This is a genomic window from Levilactobacillus tongjiangensis, assembly GCF_003946345.1.
GTDB classification, from domain to species: domain Bacteria; phylum Bacillota; class Bacilli; order Lactobacillales; family Lactobacillaceae; genus Levilactobacillus; species Levilactobacillus tongjiangensis.
In genome coordinates, this window is the sequence record NZ_RHNY01000010.1 from 20,146 (window position 1) to 38,719 (window position 18,574).

General features: G+C 46.8%; 15 protein-coding genes and 1 tRNA gene. 13 read left to right on the forward strand and 3 right to left on the reverse strand.

The genetic code is table 11. The features are described from left to right. Positions 1-92: 92 nt before the first annotated feature. The 4 genes from EKM75_RS07410 to EKM75_RS07425 all read left to right on the forward strand — a co-directional run bounded on the left by EKM75_RS07410 (position 93) and on the right by EKM75_RS07425 (position 4,127). Positions 93-2,414, forward strand: coding sequence for a MucBP domain-containing protein (locus tag EKM75_RS07410; protein WP_164508757.1), 2,322 nt, complete (start codon positions 93-95; stop codon positions 2,412-2,414). 758 nt (positions 2,415-3,172) lie between these two features. Beyond that, a complete protein-coding gene (locus EKM75_RS07415; protein ID WP_125693376.1) occupies positions 3,173-3,670 on the forward strand; it encodes a VanZ family protein in 498 nt (165 codons plus the stop codon). 28 nt (positions 3,671-3,698) lie between these two features. Further along, positions 3,699-3,992: a heavy metal-binding domain-containing protein gene (locus tag EKM75_RS07420; RefSeq protein ID WP_125683962.1), complete on the forward strand. Its 294-nt coding sequence runs from the start codon at positions 3,699-3,701 to the stop codon at positions 3,990-3,992. A gap of 51 nt (positions 3,993-4,043) precedes the next feature. Next, positions 4,044-4,127 (forward strand) — tRNA-Leu (locus EKM75_RS07425). Positions 4,128-4,205: 78 nt separating this feature from the next. Here the strand turns inward: EKM75_RS07425 and EKM75_RS07430 are convergent. The 3 genes from EKM75_RS07430 to EKM75_RS07440 form a co-directional block, all read right to left on the reverse strand. Further along, positions 4,206-4,688, reverse strand: a complete 483-nt coding sequence (locus EKM75_RS07430; RefSeq protein WP_125693378.1) for a hypothetical protein — start codon at positions 4,686-4,688, stop codon at positions 4,206-4,208. A 269-nt stretch (positions 4,689-4,957) separates the two neighbouring features. After that, the gene (locus tag EKM75_RS07435) at positions 4,958-5,194 is read right to left on the reverse strand and encodes a hypothetical protein (RefSeq protein WP_125693380.1); all 237 of its coding nucleotides are present in this window, start codon (positions 5,192-5,194) and stop codon (positions 4,958-4,960) included. Between the two features lie 69 nt (positions 5,195-5,263). Next, positions 5,264-6,673: a C69 family dipeptidase gene (locus EKM75_RS07440; RefSeq protein WP_125693382.1), complete on the reverse strand. Its 1,410-nt coding sequence runs from the start codon at positions 6,671-6,673 to the stop codon at positions 5,264-5,266. A 557-nt stretch (positions 6,674-7,230) separates the two neighbouring features. Here EKM75_RS07440 and EKM75_RS07445 point away from each other — a divergent pair. The 9 genes from EKM75_RS07445 to ptsP all read left to right on the forward strand — a co-directional run bounded on the left by EKM75_RS07445 (position 7,231) and on the right by ptsP (position 18,464). Then, positions 7,231-7,932: a Crp/Fnr family transcriptional regulator gene (locus EKM75_RS07445; protein WP_125693384.1), complete on the forward strand. Its 702-nt coding sequence runs from the start codon at positions 7,231-7,233 to the stop codon at positions 7,930-7,932. A 144-nt stretch (positions 7,933-8,076) separates the two neighbouring features. Continuing rightward, complete coding sequence (gene asnB, locus EKM75_RS07450) at positions 8,077-9,960, forward strand: asparagine synthase (glutamine-hydrolyzing) (RefSeq protein WP_125693386.1); 1,884 nt, start codon at positions 8,077-8,079, stop codon at positions 9,958-9,960. Positions 9,961-10,190: 230 nt separating this feature from the next. Continuing rightward, a complete protein-coding gene (locus EKM75_RS07455; protein WP_125693388.1) occupies positions 10,191-11,450 on the forward strand; it encodes a carboxylate--amine ligase in 1,260 nt (419 codons plus the stop codon). A gap of 5 nt (positions 11,451-11,455) precedes the next feature. Then, positions 11,456-12,169 (forward strand): aspartate/glutamate racemase family protein, encoded by a 714-nt coding sequence (locus tag EKM75_RS07460; RefSeq protein ID WP_125683949.1) that lies wholly within the window; start codon positions 11,456-11,458, stop codon positions 12,167-12,169. 313 nt (positions 12,170-12,482) lie between these two features. Next, positions 12,483-12,929: a PTS sugar transporter subunit IIA gene (locus EKM75_RS07465; protein ID WP_164508758.1), complete on the forward strand. Its 447-nt coding sequence runs from the start codon at positions 12,483-12,485 to the stop codon at positions 12,927-12,929. 2 nt (positions 12,930-12,931) lie between these two features. Beyond that, on the forward strand, positions 12,932-13,231 hold the full coding sequence (locus EKM75_RS07470; protein WP_125693392.1) for a PTS sugar transporter subunit IIB: 300 nt from the start codon (positions 12,932-12,934) through the stop codon (positions 13,229-13,231). Between the two features lie 33 nt (positions 13,232-13,264). After that, positions 13,265-14,635: a PTS ascorbate transporter subunit IIC gene (locus EKM75_RS07475; protein WP_125683943.1), complete on the forward strand. Its 1,371-nt coding sequence runs from the start codon at positions 13,265-13,267 to the stop codon at positions 14,633-14,635. Positions 14,636-14,693: 58 nt separating this feature from the next. Beyond that, a complete protein-coding gene (gene tkt, locus EKM75_RS07480) occupies positions 14,694-16,718 on the forward strand; it encodes a transketolase (protein ID WP_125693394.1) in 2,025 nt (674 codons plus the stop codon). A 21-nt stretch (positions 16,719-16,739) separates the two neighbouring features. Next, positions 16,740-18,464: a phosphoenolpyruvate--protein phosphotransferase gene (ptsP, locus tag EKM75_RS07485; RefSeq protein WP_125693396.1), complete on the forward strand. Its 1,725-nt coding sequence runs from the start codon at positions 16,740-16,742 to the stop codon at positions 18,462-18,464. Positions 18,465-18,574: the final 110 nt, after the last annotated feature.

Consider the following 18,574-nt stretch of genomic DNA (forward strand, 5'->3'; position numbering starts at 1 on the left):
CTAGCTATCTGCTGATTCAGTTATTTTAATCTATGTGCTTACTAGGGAAGCCACTTACATATAGTGGCAAACTTCACAAGGAGGATGCTATCATGATGAAGCGTGTTTTGGGTGAATCTAAGCAACATTACAAGAGCTACAAGGCAGGCAAACGCTGGGTTTTTGCCAGCATTACGGTTATTTCGTTAGGATTAGGTGTGACGGGTGTTAATGTGACTGCCAAAGCAGATGCGGCTGCGGACAGTACGGCTGAATCAACTGCAGTTGGTGGCCAAGTTGATAAGTCTGAACAGCAAGTTAACCTGGCTAAAGCAGGTGAACAAGCGGGAGCACCTGAACAAAAGCAAAATGAAGTTTCTGGGCAACAGTTCGATGGAAGCGCTAACAAAAAGACGCCGACAACGGCGGAATCCAAGCCAGAACAGCAACCTGTTACTTCTGAAGTGGGAGCTGTTCAACAGCCACAGCAGGATGAGAAGCCAGTGGTTAATCCGGTAAAAGAGGAGCAACCTACTCAGAATGGTGACGCCCTTAATCAGGAGCCAGAAAATGTAAAGTCTGACAATGATCAACCGGCAGCCCCTAAAAAGATGGCCAGAATGGCGGCGCCAGCAGCCCCTGTTTTATTGGGAACCGTGGCCGGTGACCAGGCAGATATCTATAATCAAGATGCATCAATTTGGTTGCCAGATGCGAACCTTCGTCAATTGATTGAAGATAATTTAAACTACCAATATTACAGTGGGACTCAAGCCATCAATGACAGTAATTTGTGGACTTGTGTGAACTATGCTGGCTTTAAGGCCGGTGTTAACGTTCGTGAGGTTGGAGTTGCTGCTAAGGGTCCAATTACCGATTTGACTGGACTGGAGTACTTTACCGTTTTGAATCAATTTATTTTAGGCGCGGATACATTCCAAGTACCTGAATCAGAAATGATTTCGTTTGCATTTGCACAGAACCTGACTTCTTTCCAGATTGACTTTAGTGGGACGACTTGGAACTCATCGGCCAATGAGACCGTGCAAAAGTACCTGTCCGGCAATCAAAAGCTTCAATTTTTAAGCTTGACGCACTTGGACAGTACAGCGGCCGCGGCCGATGTGATGCCTGATTTGTCTAGTTATCAAGATTTGCAATTTATCGACTTGGTTCACGCTAACTTAAAGGGCACAATCGCCTCATATGCTTACCTACCGAAGCTAAGCTTCTTCAGAGTAAACAATAATCAATTGACTGGAAGTATCCCAGAAATCGGGACGTGGACACCAGAATTGACCACGGTGGATTTCAGTGACAATTTGCTGACTGGGGTCTTGCCAGACCTAGGTGCTGCTAATTTGCACTCCGTCGACTATGCCCGGAACATGATTTCAATGGGGCTTTCACCTGAGTCAATTGCAAATAAAGAGTATGGTAGCGTTCGTGCTGGTGGTCAATCCTTAAATGCCGGTAAATTTGCAGTGACGAACAGTCAACCAAGTCTGGACCCAGTTACCAACGTGATCAGTTATCAAGACTTTACGACTGGTCAGGCAGATAAGTCTGTGAAAAATACCCTGGGTAATTTTGGCAATGGTGTGACGATTGTTTACACGACTGGCAGTACGGCTGGTCTCACAGATTATCCAGCTTGGGCAGCGACGCAAACGGATGCCTCCAGTTGGTTCACGGTAGTGGCTGATCCAAAGAATGCGCAAGGGTTCTCACTGGTAGCTAATAGTAAGGCAAAGTCCGGCAACTATGTTGTTCGGGTGATGACGGCCGGTGATACCAGTGGTCAATATAACGCTTGGGTGGCATTTACGGTTGACAATCAAATGACGACACCACCGGTTGATCCGGGGACGCCGGAAACGCCTACGCCGGGTGAAACGACCGGGACAGTTACTATCGTCAACGTTGATCAAAATGGCAACGTGCTTAGCAAGCGGGTTCAAACTGGAACCGTTGGTGACAGCTACACGGTTAAGGCGGACAGTATCGATGGTTACCAAATTAACGGTAGCGGTCAAGCTTCTGGCGTTTATACGGCTAATGGAACGACGGTGACCTTCACCTACAGTGCTGTCACGACTGGTGACGGTGCAGATACGGTTGATCCAGCAGATAAACCAACTACTAAGAAGACTGGTCAAACGGTGAAGAAGAGTACCAGTGGTCAAGCCGCAGTTATTGCTAGTGACCATCAAAAGAGTCAGAGCACGGTTGCTGGTTCGCAGGTTGCTCATGCTAGTCAAGGCGCTCAGGCGGTTAACCTGGCAACTGATGGTCGGAGCGTGGCTAAGCAGTCAGCTAAGACGACTTTGCCACAAACCAATGAACAATCCAGTGTTGGCATTGTGGCAGCAGGACTAGCTTCCCTGATGGGGGCGCTAGGTTTAGCTGGTTGGCAAAAACGGCGTCATGAATAAGCTGATGAATTTGTACACAGGAAAGTCGGGACAATCGTCTTGGCTTTTTTAGTAGTGACTAAAGATTGAAAGCACTGAAACACCAACTATGTCTGATACAATAAGAGTTTGGTATTGGAATTTAGCCAGATATAGTGGGAAATTACCGCCTTGCCATTCGTCAAATTTGGACTGGAACGCGGTGGGAAGGACGGGACAAGCCAAAGGGCGGTCTTGCCCCTCGCTTGAAGCCGAAAAGCATGTCTTCAAGTCGCCATTTTCAAGAAAGTCACTTGAAAATCTCACGGTTGTGTCCAAATTTGACTCACTCTCGGCTACCTAGTGGCGCGCCAATAATATTGAGCAAGTGCTATCACTCAGGCATTTAAGCTAGCTGAGTTTTCAGGAGCCCGTTTAACCGGAGGAGGTCAGAGATGGAGCCAGCTGTGTCGACGATGTTAGCCGATTCTTGGCTTACATCGTGGGACGTGTTGGGAGACTGGTGGTTTTTCCAGGCTTCAAACCGAGCCGAAGGACCGTTTTTCAGGCCGTAGGCGTTCCCCACAGCAGGCGAAATCTCTGACAGCCGTAGGTGGATGGAGAAGACTAGTTTTAAGTCTATAGCACCTTACTATTCTTGGCTTGATAACGGTTTTCGAACTTTCAACCTTTAGGTAGTGATTAAGCCGGCAGAGATAAGTATCGGTTGGGGGAGCTGGCTTTTCTTATTGTCGCTGGCTGGAGAAGTCGGTATACTATAAATATTGAGGAGGGTGCGTATGGATCGTTGGTTACCGTATGGTGTTACCAGTCTGGTTTTGGTCAGCTTGATTTTTCGAACAATTTCACGACGACAGTACCGGCAGGCATTGTGGTGGTTGGGTTGTTGGGGACTAGCTAGCTTAACCTGGACACCCGTGGCCCTGAACTTTGGGGGCACCATTGGTGAAATTACGACCCACTGGTGGTTTGGAGGAATCTGGGTCATCCACCCCTTGCAGGCCGCAAGTATGGACATCTCGTTTTGGTTAAATATTTTGATGACGGTGCCTCAAGGCGTGCTGTGGCAATTAAATCATCGCTGGAGTCGTTGGTGGCAGTGGTTTGCAGTTGGCCTGGCAACTGGGTTGACACTGGAAACTGGTCAGGCCCTTGGCAATTGGGTCGTCAGTTTGGGCCGGTGGGTTGATATTAATGATGTGATTACCAACTGTCTGGGCGTTATGATTGGCGCGGCAAGTTGGTGGCTCGTCCAGCGTTACCGGCAACAAAATTGAGAAAGCGTTTATTAGAGGAGGAGACACAATGTTTATGACCACTGGTGGGTTGAATCGGGCCCATGCAATTCAAGGGATTTTAACGGCAACGGCTCACACGATGCTGCGGTCGGAGAAACCGGATGAATTTTCGCTGTTTGATGGGTTGTTTGATGAGGTGAAGCAAGACCTGATGAAGCAAGCGCAAACAATGGGCGCGGATGGTTTGATTGAGGTGCGGTTCAACACTGAAATTGCTCAAATGAACGTCGCTCCTAAGTTTATCGTGGTTCACGGCTACGGAACCGCAGTTAAATTTCCAAATCAAAAAAAATCTGAATAAGGGGTTCCATTTTATACAGACTTAGTGTAATATATTATTTGTTGTTGAGTTGCCCCGATGGCGGAACTGGCAGACGCGCAGCGTTCAGGTCGCTGTTTGGGAGACCAAGTACAGGTTCGAATCCTGCTCGGGGCATCATGAATAACTGATAAAAAGTCGTTCGTTGAATTTATTCAGCGAACGGCTTTTTTTGCGTATTTTGGCAGAATAAGATTAAACGACGACCTCCGGAACAACGTCCTTACCATTTCGGGACTCGGCAATAACAGCGATACTGTTAGAGGTTTTGACCGCGTAACCTAATAGCAGAACATCATGGCCTTTTAATTGTAGCGCAGCCTCACTAATAACCCGTTGATAGTTGCGAATTAAGCGTTTTTCAGACTTGGTGGCACTGTCATTTTGAAGATTAGTTCGGGCCGCTTCGACCTTTTTGATGGTAGCACGGTTTTTAAAGATGACCTGAATCTGTTGATGGGGGAGTTGGTCGCCTCGTTTGTCTTTTTTTGATTGATTGTCGACGACATCCGTTTCGACCTTGGCGGTGACTTCCGAGTGACCGAGTTTCTTGACCACGTTGCGAGCGACCCGTTGGTTAGTCGCACTGGGCTTGCCGGCCGACTTCACCTGACTGGTGCAGCCGGTTAGAGTGAAGAGAATGATGACGGCGAAGAATGTTGAAAGCCATTTGTTCATGAGTGAGCGTCTCCTTATGTAAGTAAATGATGAGTCTGGTACGTTGCTTGGGGTAACTAGTCCAGATGAACCGATTCTAGGGTTCTGTTGTTAAGCATATCAAAAATATCAGCCAATAGGGCGATGAATTTATAAGCCAACTTATTTGTGGTGAGAAATAGCTAATGGGTCATCAGGGTTTAAATTTAGCACGCTAAGCTCATCCAAATCTATGAATGAAGAAAAAGGGCACCAACAGTCAAAGCTGTTAGTGCCCTTATGTTTTAAAATTAAAGTTTCTTGGAAACTGTGTAGCGCTCCGTCGTTGACGGTTGCTTCTGGTCTTTTAGTTGCTGTTCAGCTAAAAAAATATCAAATGAAGGTTCGCCGTGTTCGCTCTTAACGACTAAAACGTGGCCAGAATCAAGATGCCGATCACGGTAAATCTGGGCCGTTTGCACGGCTTCGTGATAATCATGAAAGTTACCAATTGAATTGCCTGGGTTGAATAATACTACTTCATCCATCGTTATCATTCCTTTCGAAGCTAGCTGCTGATTTCATTATAGCGCATTTAGCTTGAAAACGATATCAATTTACAAGTTCTGGTCCATTGTAAAGGTCAGTTGGGACAGCTCAGCGTTGGCCTGGACGAGTTTAGCGGTCTGTTGGTGGATAGCTTGAGCTAGTTCATCAGCCGTGGCCGCGTTGAACGATCCCAGGGTAGCTGACGTTGGCTGCCCGGTGGCGTCACCAATGGTTAACCGATGTAGGCCAGCAATCTGGGCTTGCTTTTGGAAATCAGCCAGCAACTTGCGGTTTTGATGGTAGTGATCTTCACTCAAAACATCAAGCAGTTTAGCTGCCCAATACGGGTTGGTTGGGCTGTAGTCAGCGTTGTTAGCCGACCAGGCCGACCCAAGCTGATCTCCAGCCGCGTAGAATGGCACGTAAGGGCTGAACGCAGGGTTGCCTAAGCACTGCCAAATAACACCAGTCAGAAGGGGTGAAACGTGGCGTCGTAGCTGAAGAATATGGGAGTTTTGCGTCCGGGCCAGTCCAACAGCTCTGAAACGATGCCGCTCCTCATCTGTCCCGTGACCCAGCGGATCGAATGGGGTTTCTTGGTAGTGAGATCCCAAGAAGGCCTCAACTTCTTCAATACTGATTTTATGTTCAGCATGCTGAATGAAGGGCAGCTCCATACTAATGGGTTCCTCAAAGGCACTAGGCGTGAAGAGCTTGTGGCCGTACCAGACGCGCGGCGTGTTGTAATGAGCATCGTCAGCGTTGTGGGTGCCAAAGATGTGACGCGAATTAAATCGGTTACCGTCCGGATTCAGGCGGTTAGCCTGAACAAAGTGGCGGATGTCTGGCGAGGTCATGAAATTTTGGGCGTTTGTGAAATCGATGTCTTCAATGGCCAGCTGATTGGCTACCACGGCGTAGGCGTCATCCGGGATCCGTTGTGCGACCCAGTGATGGCCACTGACGATTTCCATGTACCAGACTTCCTCAGTATCACTGAACAGCACACCGTTGGTTTCGGCTGCACCGTTGGTGGTGACCAGGTCGCCTAGCCGTTGAATCCCAGTTCGAGCTGAGTCAACGTAGGGGAGAACGACCGTCAACATGGCGTCCTCGGCAATACCGTCGGTGACTAACGGGTCGATACCTAGGACGTGGCTGTTGGTATAGGCACTTTCGGTGGCGCTCATGGCCACGTTCTGATCGTTGATACCACTCTCTTCATAATAGCCTTCGCTGGGATCCGTGTCGGGCATGGCGGTGTAGGCAAAGCTGTGAGTTGGGAGCTGGGTGTGGAAACCATTATTTTTGGAAATGAAGTCTGAGTCATTGACTGCGTCGGTAGCGTGTTTCAGGGCTCGTTTGGGCCAGATGGCAACGAAGTTATCTTCGTTACGAGCAATAAGGGTACTGCCATCAATGGTGGCGAGCTTGCCGGCTAAAAATGAGGTGCAGGCTTGATGGGTGTGGCGGTTCATAGAATTCCTCCTTAAAGGTCATTAAGTTTTAGCGACTTCCGGTTGTTTTACTTTGCTGGATGTCTTCTTGCAAAATCATCTAGTTAGTCTAAAAAAATTGAAAGATAGATTGTTTGTTCCAATTTAGTCTTAGCAAGCATCAGTGTTGTTGACTTGGATGCACTCTGGAAGTCAGAGATCCTGGCTGATCTGATTCCGTTGCATGTTGGCCGCTGCAAATTGTTCGTGGTCAGATCCGTATAAATGAGCTAATAGATAACGTGTTAAGTATCAGTAGGGTACGATGTAAGCCGAGAGGTCGCCAGATATGAGCTCAAGCTGTGTCCGCACTGTTCCAGCTCATATCTGGCGGCCGGTAAGGCGGATGAAAACATGAATGTTGTTAGAACCAGTTCAATCGGCAGTCAAAAGTTTTCAACATTTAGTACTATAGCATAAATGAGATTGTTGAGCGGATTTCACCGGTTACCCGATTTAGTTTGCTATTATGAGTATAATGATGGTGAAGCCACTAGGACTGTGGTTTCACTGGTTATTTAGAAAAGGGAGATGTCGTCATGGATCACGCACACCAGCACGAACACTCGATCGAACGGGAATTAGAATGTGTCTCACAGGTGCCTATCTTTCAGCGCCTAGCCGATGAACAGCTGATTTCCGTTGCCCAGGTTACGCGACCGATTCACGCGGATAAGGGGGGAACCGTCTTCAGTACGGGGGAAGTGTCCCAGACGCTATACATCGTCAACACGGGTCAAGTTCGTCTCTATCATTTAGGGGATGATGGTCGTGAACAAGTCTTGCGAGTCCTGAATCCTGGCGACTTTATTGGCGAAATTGCCTTATTCACTGATGAAGTCCATTCGTCGTACGCTGAAGCGACCAAGAAAACAGAGCTGTGCACAATCTCCCGCCAGTCACTGACTAAGCTAATTGCGGGGATGCCAGAACTTTCGATGAATTTACTGGGTGCCCTGGCAGATCGGCTAAAGTCGGCTGAGCGACAAGCAACGTTGCTGGCTATCCCGGATGCTTTGCCCCGGCTTGCAGGCTACCTGCAAGAGCTGAGTGGCCATCAGGCAGGAACATTTGACTTGCCGATGAGTAAGCAGGATTTGGCCGCTTATTTGGGCATGACCCCAGAGTCGTTGAGCAGAAAGTTTCGGCAATTGACCACTGATGGGGTAATCGAAACGGTTGGTCGGCGGCAAGTTCGGGTGACGGATGCTGATGAACTCGCTACTGTAGCTCCAGAATAGGGAATCAATAGCTATCCCTTAAGAATCCTTAATAATATGGTATTCACAAATTAAATTTGCTAAAATGGGAATTGTGAATTATTTAAATTTAATGAACAACTAATTAAGTCGTAAGATTTTACGTATGAAAAAGGGGATACGCACATGTGTGGATTCGTTGGCTATGTTAATCAAAAGGACGTTCCGACCACAACAATTAATGATATGGCGGATCGGATCAAACACCGAGGGCCCGATGACGAGGCCTACTTCCATGATGAACAAGCCGTAATGGGTTTCCGGCGCCTGTCAATTATCGACTTGGCGCATGGTAAGCAACCCATGTATAACAATGATCAAACAAAAGTTTTAACCTTTAATGGTGAAATTTATAACTATCAAGAAATTCGGGAAGAATTATTGAAGCTTGGTTACAAGTTCCAAACGGACGTGGATTCAGAAGTTCTGATTCACGGGTACGACGCTTGGGGTCCTAAGTTGTTGGACCGGTTACGGGGGATGTACGCCTTCGTTATCTACGATCAAGTTAAGAATGAAGTCTTTGGTGCCCGGGACCACTTTGGTATCAAACCCCTTTACTACTACGATGACGGCAAGTCATTCATGTGGGGCTCAGAAATCAAGTCGTTTTTGGAACACCCTAACTTCAAGAAGGAATTCAACGAAGCACTCTTACCAATCCACTTGAGTTTTGAGTTCATTCCTTCACGCGACACCATGTTCAAGAATGTTTACAAGGTCTTACCTGGTCAATACTTCTTGCACCATGCTAATGGCGAAACTGAAACGCACCGTTACTTCAAGTTTAGCTATGATCATATCGACAATAGCCAAACGATCGAAGAGGATGCTAAGAAGATTCGCAGCATCGTTGACGAATCTGTTAAGTCGCATATGATTGCCGACGTTGAGGTTGGGAGTTTCTTATCCAGTGGGATCGACTCTTCCTACGTCTTGAACGAAGCTTCTAAGTTAAAACCAATTCAATCCTTCTCCTTAGGGTTTAAGAACTCTAAGTACAGTGAATTGAGCTGGTCTTCAGAATTTGCTAAGGAAATCAAGCAAAAGAATACGCCACTGTACATGACGGGTGATGATTACTTTGATATCTTGCCAACCATCATGTACTACATGGATGAACCATTATCTAACCCTTCAGCTATGCAATTGTATTACCTGTCAAAGGGAACGCGTAAGTCTGTGAAGGTAGCCTTGTCTGGTGAAGGTGCCGATGAATTCTTCGGTGGGTATAACACTTACCTGGAAGCAATTCCGTTCGAACGTTACCAGAAGTGGGTTCCTAAGGGGATTCGGAAGATGCTGGGTGGCATCGCTGAAAAGTTCCCACGGTTCCATGGTCGGCGGTTCCTGGTTCGTGGTGCGCAACCATTGAGTGAACGCTACTACCGGGTCAACTACGTCTTTGACTACCATGACCGGAACAAGATTCTGAAGAACCCTAGTCTTAACCAAGATGCTGGTGCTTACACTAAGCACCTCTTTGACGACGTTAAGGGCTTGGATGAAATGACGCAAATGCAATACTTTGATATCAACACGTGGTTGCCTTTTGATATTTTGCACAAGGCTGACCGTATGAGTATGGCGAATTCGCTGGAAGTGCGGACACCATTAGTTGATAAAGAAGTGGCGAAGTTTGCTGCTACTATGCCGGTTAAGACGCGGATTCGTCCCGATGAAACGAAGATTTCACTGCGGACCGCCGCTGAGGCAGAATTACCAGAACGGGTTGCTAAGAAGGAAAAGATGGGCTTCCCATCTCCAATCGCAACGTGGATCAAGACGGAACCATACAAGTCCCGGATCATTGAAGCGTTTAATTCCGACGTAGCCCACAAGTTCTTTAACACGGACGCCTTGATGGATATTTTGCACGAACACATCAACGGTAAGTCCAGCATGCAAAAGATCTTTACGATTTACACGTTCATTCTCTGGTATGAAGTTTACTTCCCAGAAGATACAACGGCTAAGACGGTGGACCTGGTTCGCCGCACACAAGTTTAATAGACCAAGCACCGGCAACGGTTTGCTAATCACGATGAAAAACTGCCGGTAGAGCTTTACTGGCAGTTTTTATTGTATTCGCGACGCCTATTTTATAATGTGTTTAATTATTGACGTGATGAAAAGCCTTGTTCTGACGGGATTCTTCACGGAATCCTAGGGCTTAGCACGTATTTAATTCAGGTTATTAGTCATTAAAATCTAGTTATCACGAAGGGACTTTACTCGTTATGGAAACCAAAGATGGAAAAAAATTCACCCCGATTCTCTTAGGTAGTGACTTCAATGTTTATGGGATGGCCCGGTCATTCTACGAACTCTACCATGAACCCGTTCAAGCCTTTGCCAGCATTCAGTTAGCGCCAACGCGTTACACGAAGGTGGTCAACTTGGAATTAATTCCAGGTTTTGATGAAGATCCCGTTTGGATTGAATCCATGCGGAAGCTGAAGGAACGGTATGCCAACCATCCAGAACCCGTTATTTTAATTGGTTGTGGAGATGGGTACGCCGATCTGATCAGTCGTCACAAGGCTGAACTTGAAGACGTCTTCATCTGCCCATACATTGATCACGACTTGTTGATCACCTTGAGTGAAAAGCGGAGCTTCTACGATGTCTGCGAAAAGTATGGCTTGCCATATCCAGCTACGCGAATCATCACGAAGGCAGATGTCGAGGGCAACAAGCCTGTTGATCAACCATTTGATTACCCAGTGGCTTTAAAGCCCGCTAACAGTGTTGAATGGTTGGATATCCACTTCGATGGACGGAAGAAAGCTTACCGGATTCAATCTGAAGCTGAATTCCAGGACATCCTGAAGAAGGCTTATGACGCTGGTTATACTTCTGAAATGATTTTGCAAGACTTCATTCCAGGGGATGACAGTCGGATGCGTGTGGTTAACGCTTACGTTGACCAACACCATCATGTGAAGATGATGTGTTTGGGTCATCCATTATTGGAAGATCCCGCACCATCAGCTATCGGAAATTACGTTGCGATTATTCCTGAATACAATGACACCATCTATGATCAAATTCAGAAATTCCTTGAATCCATTGAATTCACTGGTTATGCAAACTTCGATATGAAGTATGATGACCGTGATCAGACCTTTAAGTTGTTTGATATCAACTTGCGTCAGGGTCGGAGTAGTTTCTTCGTGACCTTAGCCGGGTATAACTTGGCTGATTGGGTCGTGAAGGATTATGTTAAGGGTGAATTAGTTGATGCGCCAACGGTTCGGGCTAACAAAGACGAGAAGACCCATGCTTTATGGATGGGTGTTCCTGTCAAAGTCTTCAAGCAGTACACCCGTGAAAATGCGGACAAAGATCGTGCTTTGAAACTGATTGCCGCTGGTAAATACGGCACTACTTATCGGTATGACGAAGATATGAACCTGAAGCGCTGGGCGTTGATCCAATGGATGCAACATAATTACACAGTTAACTTCAAAAAATACTTTGCAGAAAATAAGGGGTAATAATCATGAAAAAATTCTTTACGATTCTCGGCGGTATGGGTACCATGGCTACAGAAAGTTACATTCATCTGTTGAACAAGCGGACTCCTGCACATGCGGATCAAGAATATTTAGATTATGTTCTGGTAAACCATGCCACTGTGCCTGACCGCACGGCTTACATTCTGGATCACAGCAAGCCTAACCCATCAGTTGACTTGTTAGAAGATATTCGTCAACAAGCGCAATTTGGCCCTGAATTCTTCACGTTACCTTGCAACACGGCCCACTATTTCTATGACGAATTACAAGCTGCTACGGATGTTCCTATCCTGCACATGCCTCGTGAAACGGTCAAAGAAGTTCAACGTCGTTTCCCTAATGCCAAGAAGATTGGGATCACTGGGACACAGGGGACCATCACTGACAAGGTTTATGAAGATGAAATTAACAAGGCTGGGTTGACCCCCGTTCTGCCTACGAAAGAAATCGAAGCAGAAACCATGCAATTGATCTACGATGACATCAAGGAAAAGGATACTGTTGATGCGAAATTATTCCACCACATCATTCGTGAAATGATTGAAGATCAAGGGGCTGACATTGTTATCTTAGGTTGCACCGAATTATCATTAGCTCAAGAACGTGAACCTGAAACTGAATTACCAGTTGTCGATGGCCAATCCGTCTTAGTTGACCGGACCATTGAAATGGCAATGAAGAGTCGTCAAGAAGCCTAGTTTTTTAGTGAAACTAACGGATTCTAGATGACTGGCTGGTGGCTGTTAACGCAGTTATCGGCCGAATCAGGTGATTTTTAACCGGGGGTGACCCCTAAATCAATCATCGTTCACAAGTCAACAAGTTCAGGAATAATCGCATAAAAGCGGGCTTTCTCTTGCAGAGAAGGCCCGTTTTTTGCTATCCTTGTGATGTAAGCGTAAGTGAAAGAGTGCACTTCTTGCACTGATAGCGTGTGCATTAATTGCACTTGGAAACGCTTACCGTACGGTTTAAAGTATGAGGTGTCTTAAGAAGCGGAGGTTGACTAGAATGTTAGAAACGTTATTGACACCCGATACTGTCCAAGTACGACAGGCCGGCGATCTTAATTGGAAGGAGGCAATTCAACAAGCAGCAACGCCCCTGTTAACTTTAGGGAAGGTTGAACAATCCTACGTTGATGCAATGATTGATGTTGTTGAGAAGAATGGTCCATTCATCAACATTGGCCCCCACATTGCTTTAGCTCACGCGCGTCCCGAAAATGGGGTCAACGAAATGGGCATGGCACTGATGAAGGTCGATCCGGCTATCAATTTGGTCAGTGATGAACATCCGATTATGTTGTTCTTCGTTCTGGCAGCAAGCGATAACACCAAGCATTTGGAAGCGCTACAAGAATTAGCAACGAAGCTTCAAGATGCTGACAGTTTTGCCAGAATGGAAAATGCAACGACTGTTGAAGAACTGGTTAACGAATTCAAAGGAGTGGAATAATAATGAAAATTGCAGCGGTATGCCAATCAGGTTTAGGTTCCAGCTTCATGATTCAAATGAATATTGATAGCGTTCTCAAGGCTGAGAACGTTGACACGGACAACATCGAAGTTACCCACTTTGATACTGGTGGTATGAATGTAAACGCTGCCGACTACTTCTTCTTAGGTAGCGATTTGGCAGAACAAGCTTCAGACTTGCCTCAGGAAAAAGTGTTCGTTTTGAAGAGTATCATCGACAAGGACGAATTAACTGTAAAGCTCAATGAATTGCTCGACAGAGAAGGCATTAAGCACGATTAGTGTTTATAACGTTTGATTGGAGGAATAGCAATTATGCAAGCAACTATTAATTTTATTGTTTCTATTGTTAGTACGCCTGCCATCCTAGTTGGGTTAATCGCCTGTCTAGGGCTGGCACTGCAAAAGAAGCCTGGTACCAAGATCATGGAAGGAACTGTTAAGACCTTCGTTGGGTTCTTAGTTCTGACCGGTGGTGCTGGTATCTTACAAGCTTCATTGACACCATTTGCATCAATGTTTAAATTCGCCTTACACGTTCAAGGGGTTGTTCCTTCTAACGAAGCCGTTGTGGCCATTGCGTTGCAACAGTATGGGACGACGACCGCTTTGATCATGTTTGTTGGTATGATTGTAAACGTTCTCTTGGCACGGTTCACGAAGTTTAAGTACATCTTCTTAACTGGTCAAGCCATGCTTTACGTTTCTTGTTTAACTGCCGTTATCCTGATTTCCACTGGGATGAAGTCCGGTGCAACCACGATTCTCTTAGGTGGGTTGTTTGAAGGGACTTTGTTAACCGTAACGCCAGCTTTGTGTCAACCATTCATGCGTAAGATTACTGGTGGTGACGCGGTTGCCATGGGACATACGGGTAACATTGGTTACGCAACTGCCGGTTTGATGGGTAAGTGGTTCGGTAACTCTAAGAAGTCTACCGAAGATATCAACGTTCCTAAGGGCTTAAGTTTCTTGCGGGATTCAACGGTTTCTATTACTTTAGTTATGGCAATTGTTTACTTAGTTTTAGCTCTAGTTTCAGGTCCACATTTTATCGAAACCAAGTTGAGTTCAGGAACTAACTTCTTAGTTTACGCGCTTACACAAGCCGGGACTTTCGCCGCTGGTTTCTACGTTGTTTTAGCCGGTGTTCGGATGATCTTGGGTGAAATTGTGCCAGCCTTCCAAGGGATCGCTACGAAATTGGTTCCAAACGCCAAGCCAGCCTTGGATGTACCAATCATCTTCCCATACGCACCAAACGCTTTGCTGATTGGGTTCTTCGTCAGCTTTATCGTTGGGACGCTCAGTATGTTCGCTATGATCGGCATGGGAACCACGGTTATCATTCCTGGTGTTGTTGGTCACTTCTTCTGTGGGGGTGCCGCTGGGATTTACGGTAACGCTACTGGTGGTCGTCGTGGTGCCATCATCGGTTCCGCTGTTAACAGTCTGCTGATCAGTTGGTTACCATTACTCATCCTGCCTGTTCTGGGTGGTTTGAAGTTGGCTGCTTCAACTTTCGCCGACACCGACTACTTGGTACCTGGTATCTTACTTGGTAACTTGGGTCACTATGGTGAAGCCGCTGTTATCACTGGTATCATTGGCTTTACTGTCGTCGTTATCATCTGGTCCTTCTTCCTTAAGGGAGACAAGAAAGATGGTGTCAAGGCTGAAGGTTAACATAACCTTGAGTCACAACTTTTCAAAATTTTGGTCCATGGATAAGGAGTAATCGTTAATGACAAATACAGGCACAAGTGAAGTTCAAGCAAACTTCACAGAGAAAGACGAATTAGCCGTCAATTCTTTGAGAATGTTGAGTGTGGACATGATCGAAAAGGCTAAGTCAGGGCACCCAGGTCTGTGCTTGGATGCAGCACCCATGGCTTATGTTTTATGGAACTACCACATGAAAACTGACCCCAAGCGTCCAAACTGGATTAACCGCGACCGATTCGTTCTCTCAGCAGGTCATGGTTCAGCATTGCTTTACAGCTTACTTCACATGAGTGGGTACGCTGTTAAGCTGGATGATTTGAAGCAATTTCGGCAGACTGGTTCATTAACGCCAGGCCATCCCGAATACGGTCACACACCAGGCGTTGATGCAACGACTGGTCCACTGGGCCAAGGAATCGGCATGGCTGTGGGGATGGCATTAGCTGAAAAGCATTTAGCAGCTAAGTACAACACCGCAGATTACGACTTGATCGACCATTGGACTTACACCATTGTTGGTGATGGCGACTTGATGGAAGGTATCAGTCAAGAAGCCATCAACATTGCTGGTAAGGAAAAGTTGAACAAATTAATCGTGCTCTACGATTCAAATGACATTACGTTGGATGGACCGTTGGCTAATGGTTCTGTTGAAACACAAAGCTACCGTTTCAAGGGTGCTGGCTGGAATTACCTCTTCGTCGAAGACGGTGAAGACTTAGCAGCTATCAACAACGCCATTAACGAAGCTAAGCGGGCAACCCAACCTACGATTATTGAAGTTAAAACACAAATTGGCCATGGCTCACCACAAGCAGGGACCAACAAGGTCCACGGTGCAGCCTTAGGTGCTGAAAATATCAAGAAGACCAAGGAATTCTATCACTGGAGTCAAACGCCATTCTCCGTTTCCGAAGATGCCTATGCTGAATTCAAGCAGGGAATTGAAGAACGTGGGGAAGCTGCTCACCATGAATGGACGGAACTCTACACGAATTACCAACGCAACGAACCCAAGCTGGCTGCCGAATTTACCCCAGAAGTGGGTCCTAAATTAGACATGAGTCAGGTTAAACTGAGTGATGAAACGATTGGCAAGGAAGTTGCTACGCGGGTCACTAACTCAGAGATTTTGCAACAAGTTGCGAAGTACAACCCGAACTTCTGGGGTGGTGCTGCTGACTTGTCTTCCAGCAATAAGACGCAGTTGAAGGATGAAGGACGCTTTAGTCCCGAAAGTCCTGCCAACGACAACGTTTGGTTCGGTGTTCGTGAATTTGGTGAAGCCGCTGCTTTGAATGGGATGACTTTACATGGTGGTTCACGGGTCTTTGGGAGTACCTTCTTCACATTCTCAGACTACATGAAAGCTGCTATTCGTTTAGCTGCCTTACAAGGTTTACCGGTAACTTTCGTCTTCACGCATGATTCCATTGCGGTTGGGGAAGATGGACCAACTCATGAGCCAATCGAACAATTAGCCGGTCTGCGGGCAATTCCAAACGTCAATGTTATTCGGCCGGCCGATGCCCACGAAACTTTGGGGGCTTGGCAGACGATTGCTGAGACAACTGATAAGCCAACTGTCCTGGTTCTTTCCCGTCAAGGGTTACCATTGCTAGAACAAACCCATCCAGAAGACGTTGCCCGTGGTGGTTACGTTGTTTCACCCGCTAAGAGTGAAGCTTCCGATGGCATTCTGATTGCCAGTGGTTCTGAAGTGCAGTTAGCCTTGAAGGCCCAAGCTAAGTTATGTGAAAAGCAATACGATGTTTCCGTTGTTTCTATTCCTAGTTTCGAACTCTTTGAGCAACAAAGTGAGGAATACAAGAACTCTGTCTTACCACCACAAGTTGATAAGCGGATCTCTATCGAAATGGACAGTACGTTTGGCTGGGGTAAGTATACCGGCTTGAACGGTGCCAATATCGGTGTGGATACCTTTGGTTTGAGTGGTAAGGGTCCTGAAATCATCGAAAAGTTCGGCTTTAACACGGATACAATCGTTAAAAAGTACGAAGAATTATGGAAGAAGTCGGAATAAGCATTTGAGGTGAAGGATTACATGTCAAAGAGAATTACGGGTATTGCGGCAAGTGACGGTATTGGTATCGCCAAGGCCTACCGCTTAGTAGATCCAGATTTGAGTTTTGAAAAGAAGTCGATTACGGACGCTGATGCTGAAATCAAGCGTCTCGAACAGGCCATGAGTGATTCTACGGATGATTTAAAAGTTATCCGGGACAAGGCGGCTGAAAACTTAGGTGAAAGTGAAGCCGAGGTCTTTGACGCCCACATGACGATCCTGGCTGACCCTGAAATGACTTCCCAGATTGAGGAACTCATTAAGAGTCAAAAGATTAACGCTGAAGAGGCTTTGAAAGAGGTCACTGACCAATTCATCACCATCTTCGAAGGAATGACGGATAACAAATACATGCAAGAACGGGCGGCAGACGTCAAGGACGTTACCAAGCGGGTCATGAGTCATTTGTTAGGCAAGTCACTTCCTAACCCGGCCTTGATCAACGAACCAGTAATCGTGATCGCCCATGATTTGACGCCTTCTGACACGGCTCAGATGGACACGAATTACGTGAAGGGGTTTCTGACTGATCTAGGCGGCCGGACGAGTCATTCGGCCATCATGTCACGAACTTTGGAAATCCCAGCGGTCGTCGGCACTGAGCAAGCAACTCAGACGGTACAGGATGGCGATACGCTGGTCTTGAACGGGTTGGATGGCTTTGCTTTAGTTGCCCCCGATGCGGCTGAAATTGCCCAATATCAGGAACAGGCTAAGCGATACGCTGCGGAACGTGCTGAGTGGCGGAAACTCAAGGATGCTGCGTCCGTCTCCAAAGACGGCAAACACTTTGAGGTTGCGGCCAATATTGGGACGCCCGATGACATCGACGCCGTTGTTGACGCCGGAGCCGAAGCAGTTGGTTTGTTCCGGACGGAATTCCTTTACATGAACAGTGACAAGTTACCATCCGAAGATGATCAGTTTGAGGCTTACAAGAAGGTCGCTGAGGCCATGCACGGTAAGCCCGTGGTTATTCGGACCATGGATATTGGTGGGGACAAACACTTGCCATACTTGCCACTTCCCGAAGAAATGAACCCATTCTTGGGTTACCGGGCAATCCGGATTTCATTGGACCGGCAGGAAATCTTCAGAACGCAGCTACGGGCCTTGATTCGAGCCTCCCATTACGGTGAGATTCGGATCATGTTCCCAATGATTGCGACGTTGGATGAATTCCGCGCAGCCAAGCAAGTCTTCTCTGAGGAAAAGGCCAAGTTGGTCGCTGACGGGGTTCCCGTTGCGGACGACATCAAGCTCGGAATGATGGTTGAAATTCCGGCCTCCGCCGTCTTCGCTGACCAATTTGCTAAGGAAGTTGACTTCTTTAGTATTGGGACCAACGATTTGATTCAATACACCTTTGCTGCTGACCGGGGGAACGAACACGTTTCTTACCTCTACCAGCCTTACAATCCAGCCTTGCTGCGGTTGATCAAGAACGTGATCGATGCCGCTCATAAGGAAGGCAAGATTGCGGCGATGTGTGGAGAAATGGCCGGCGACCAGGTTGCGGTTCCATTACTGATGGGGATGGGTTTGGATGAGTACTCAATGAGTGCCACGTCCGTTCTCCGAGTTCGGAGCCAAATGAAACACCTTGATACAACTGATTGGGCACAAGTTGTTGATGAAGCCATCACCACTTGTCAGACCAACGAAGAGGTCAAGGCCCTAGTGGAAAAGCACCTTCAGGCTTAACCATGATTGGGAAGCACTAAAAGAATAATGGTTCACTAAACAGCATGGTTGCCAGGCAAATTGGCGTCATGCGTTTAGTGTTTTTAGGACAGTTTTGGCGACGTTGCTTA

Excerpts from the sequence above, each read along its gene's own strand:
- asnB (WP_125693386.1), top strand. The coding sequence starts at position 8,077 with ATGTGTGGATTCGTTGGCTATGTTAATCAAAAGGACGTTCCGACCACA.
- EKM75_RS07440 (WP_125693382.1), bottom strand. The coding sequence starts at position 6,673 with ATGAACCGCCACACCCATCAAGCCTGCACCTCATTTTTAGCCGGCAAG.
- EKM75_RS07455 (WP_125693388.1), top strand. The coding sequence starts at position 10,191 with ATGGAAACCAAAGATGGAAAAAAATTCACCCCGATTCTCTTAGGTAGT.
- EKM75_RS07420 (WP_125683962.1), top strand. The coding sequence starts at position 3,699 with ATGTTTATGACCACTGGTGGGTTGAATCGGGCCCATGCAATTCAAGGG.
- tkt (WP_125693394.1), top strand. The coding sequence starts at position 14,694 with ATGACAAATACAGGCACAAGTGAAGTTCAAGCAAACTTCACAGAGAAA.
- EKM75_RS07445 (WP_125693384.1), top strand. The coding sequence starts at position 7,231 with ATGGATCACGCACACCAGCACGAACACTCGATCGAACGGGAATTAGAA.
- EKM75_RS07470 (WP_125693392.1), top strand. The coding sequence starts at position 12,932 with ATGAAAATTGCAGCGGTATGCCAATCAGGTTTAGGTTCCAGCTTCATG.
- EKM75_RS07460 (WP_125683949.1), top strand. The coding sequence starts at position 11,456 with ATGAAAAAATTCTTTACGATTCTCGGCGGTATGGGTACCATGGCTACA.
- EKM75_RS07465 (WP_164508758.1), top strand. The coding sequence starts at position 12,483 with ATGTTAGAAACGTTATTGACACCCGATACTGTCCAAGTACGACAGGCC.
- ptsP (WP_125693396.1), top strand. The coding sequence starts at position 16,740 with ATGTCAAAGAGAATTACGGGTATTGCGGCAAGTGACGGTATTGGTATC.
- EKM75_RS07430 (WP_125693378.1), bottom strand. The coding sequence starts at position 4,688 with ATGAACAAATGGCTTTCAACATTCTTCGCCGTCATCATTCTCTTCACT.
- EKM75_RS07410 (WP_164508757.1), top strand. The coding sequence starts at position 93 with ATGATGAAGCGTGTTTTGGGTGAATCTAAGCAACATTACAAGAGCTAC.
- EKM75_RS07475 (WP_125683943.1), top strand. The coding sequence starts at position 13,265 with ATGCAAGCAACTATTAATTTTATTGTTTCTATTGTTAGTACGCCTGCC.
- EKM75_RS07415 (WP_125693376.1), top strand. The coding sequence starts at position 3,173 with ATGGATCGTTGGTTACCGTATGGTGTTACCAGTCTGGTTTTGGTCAGC.
- EKM75_RS07435 (WP_125693380.1), bottom strand. The coding sequence starts at position 5,194 with ATGGATGAAGTAGTATTATTCAACCCAGGCAATTCAATTGGTAACTTT.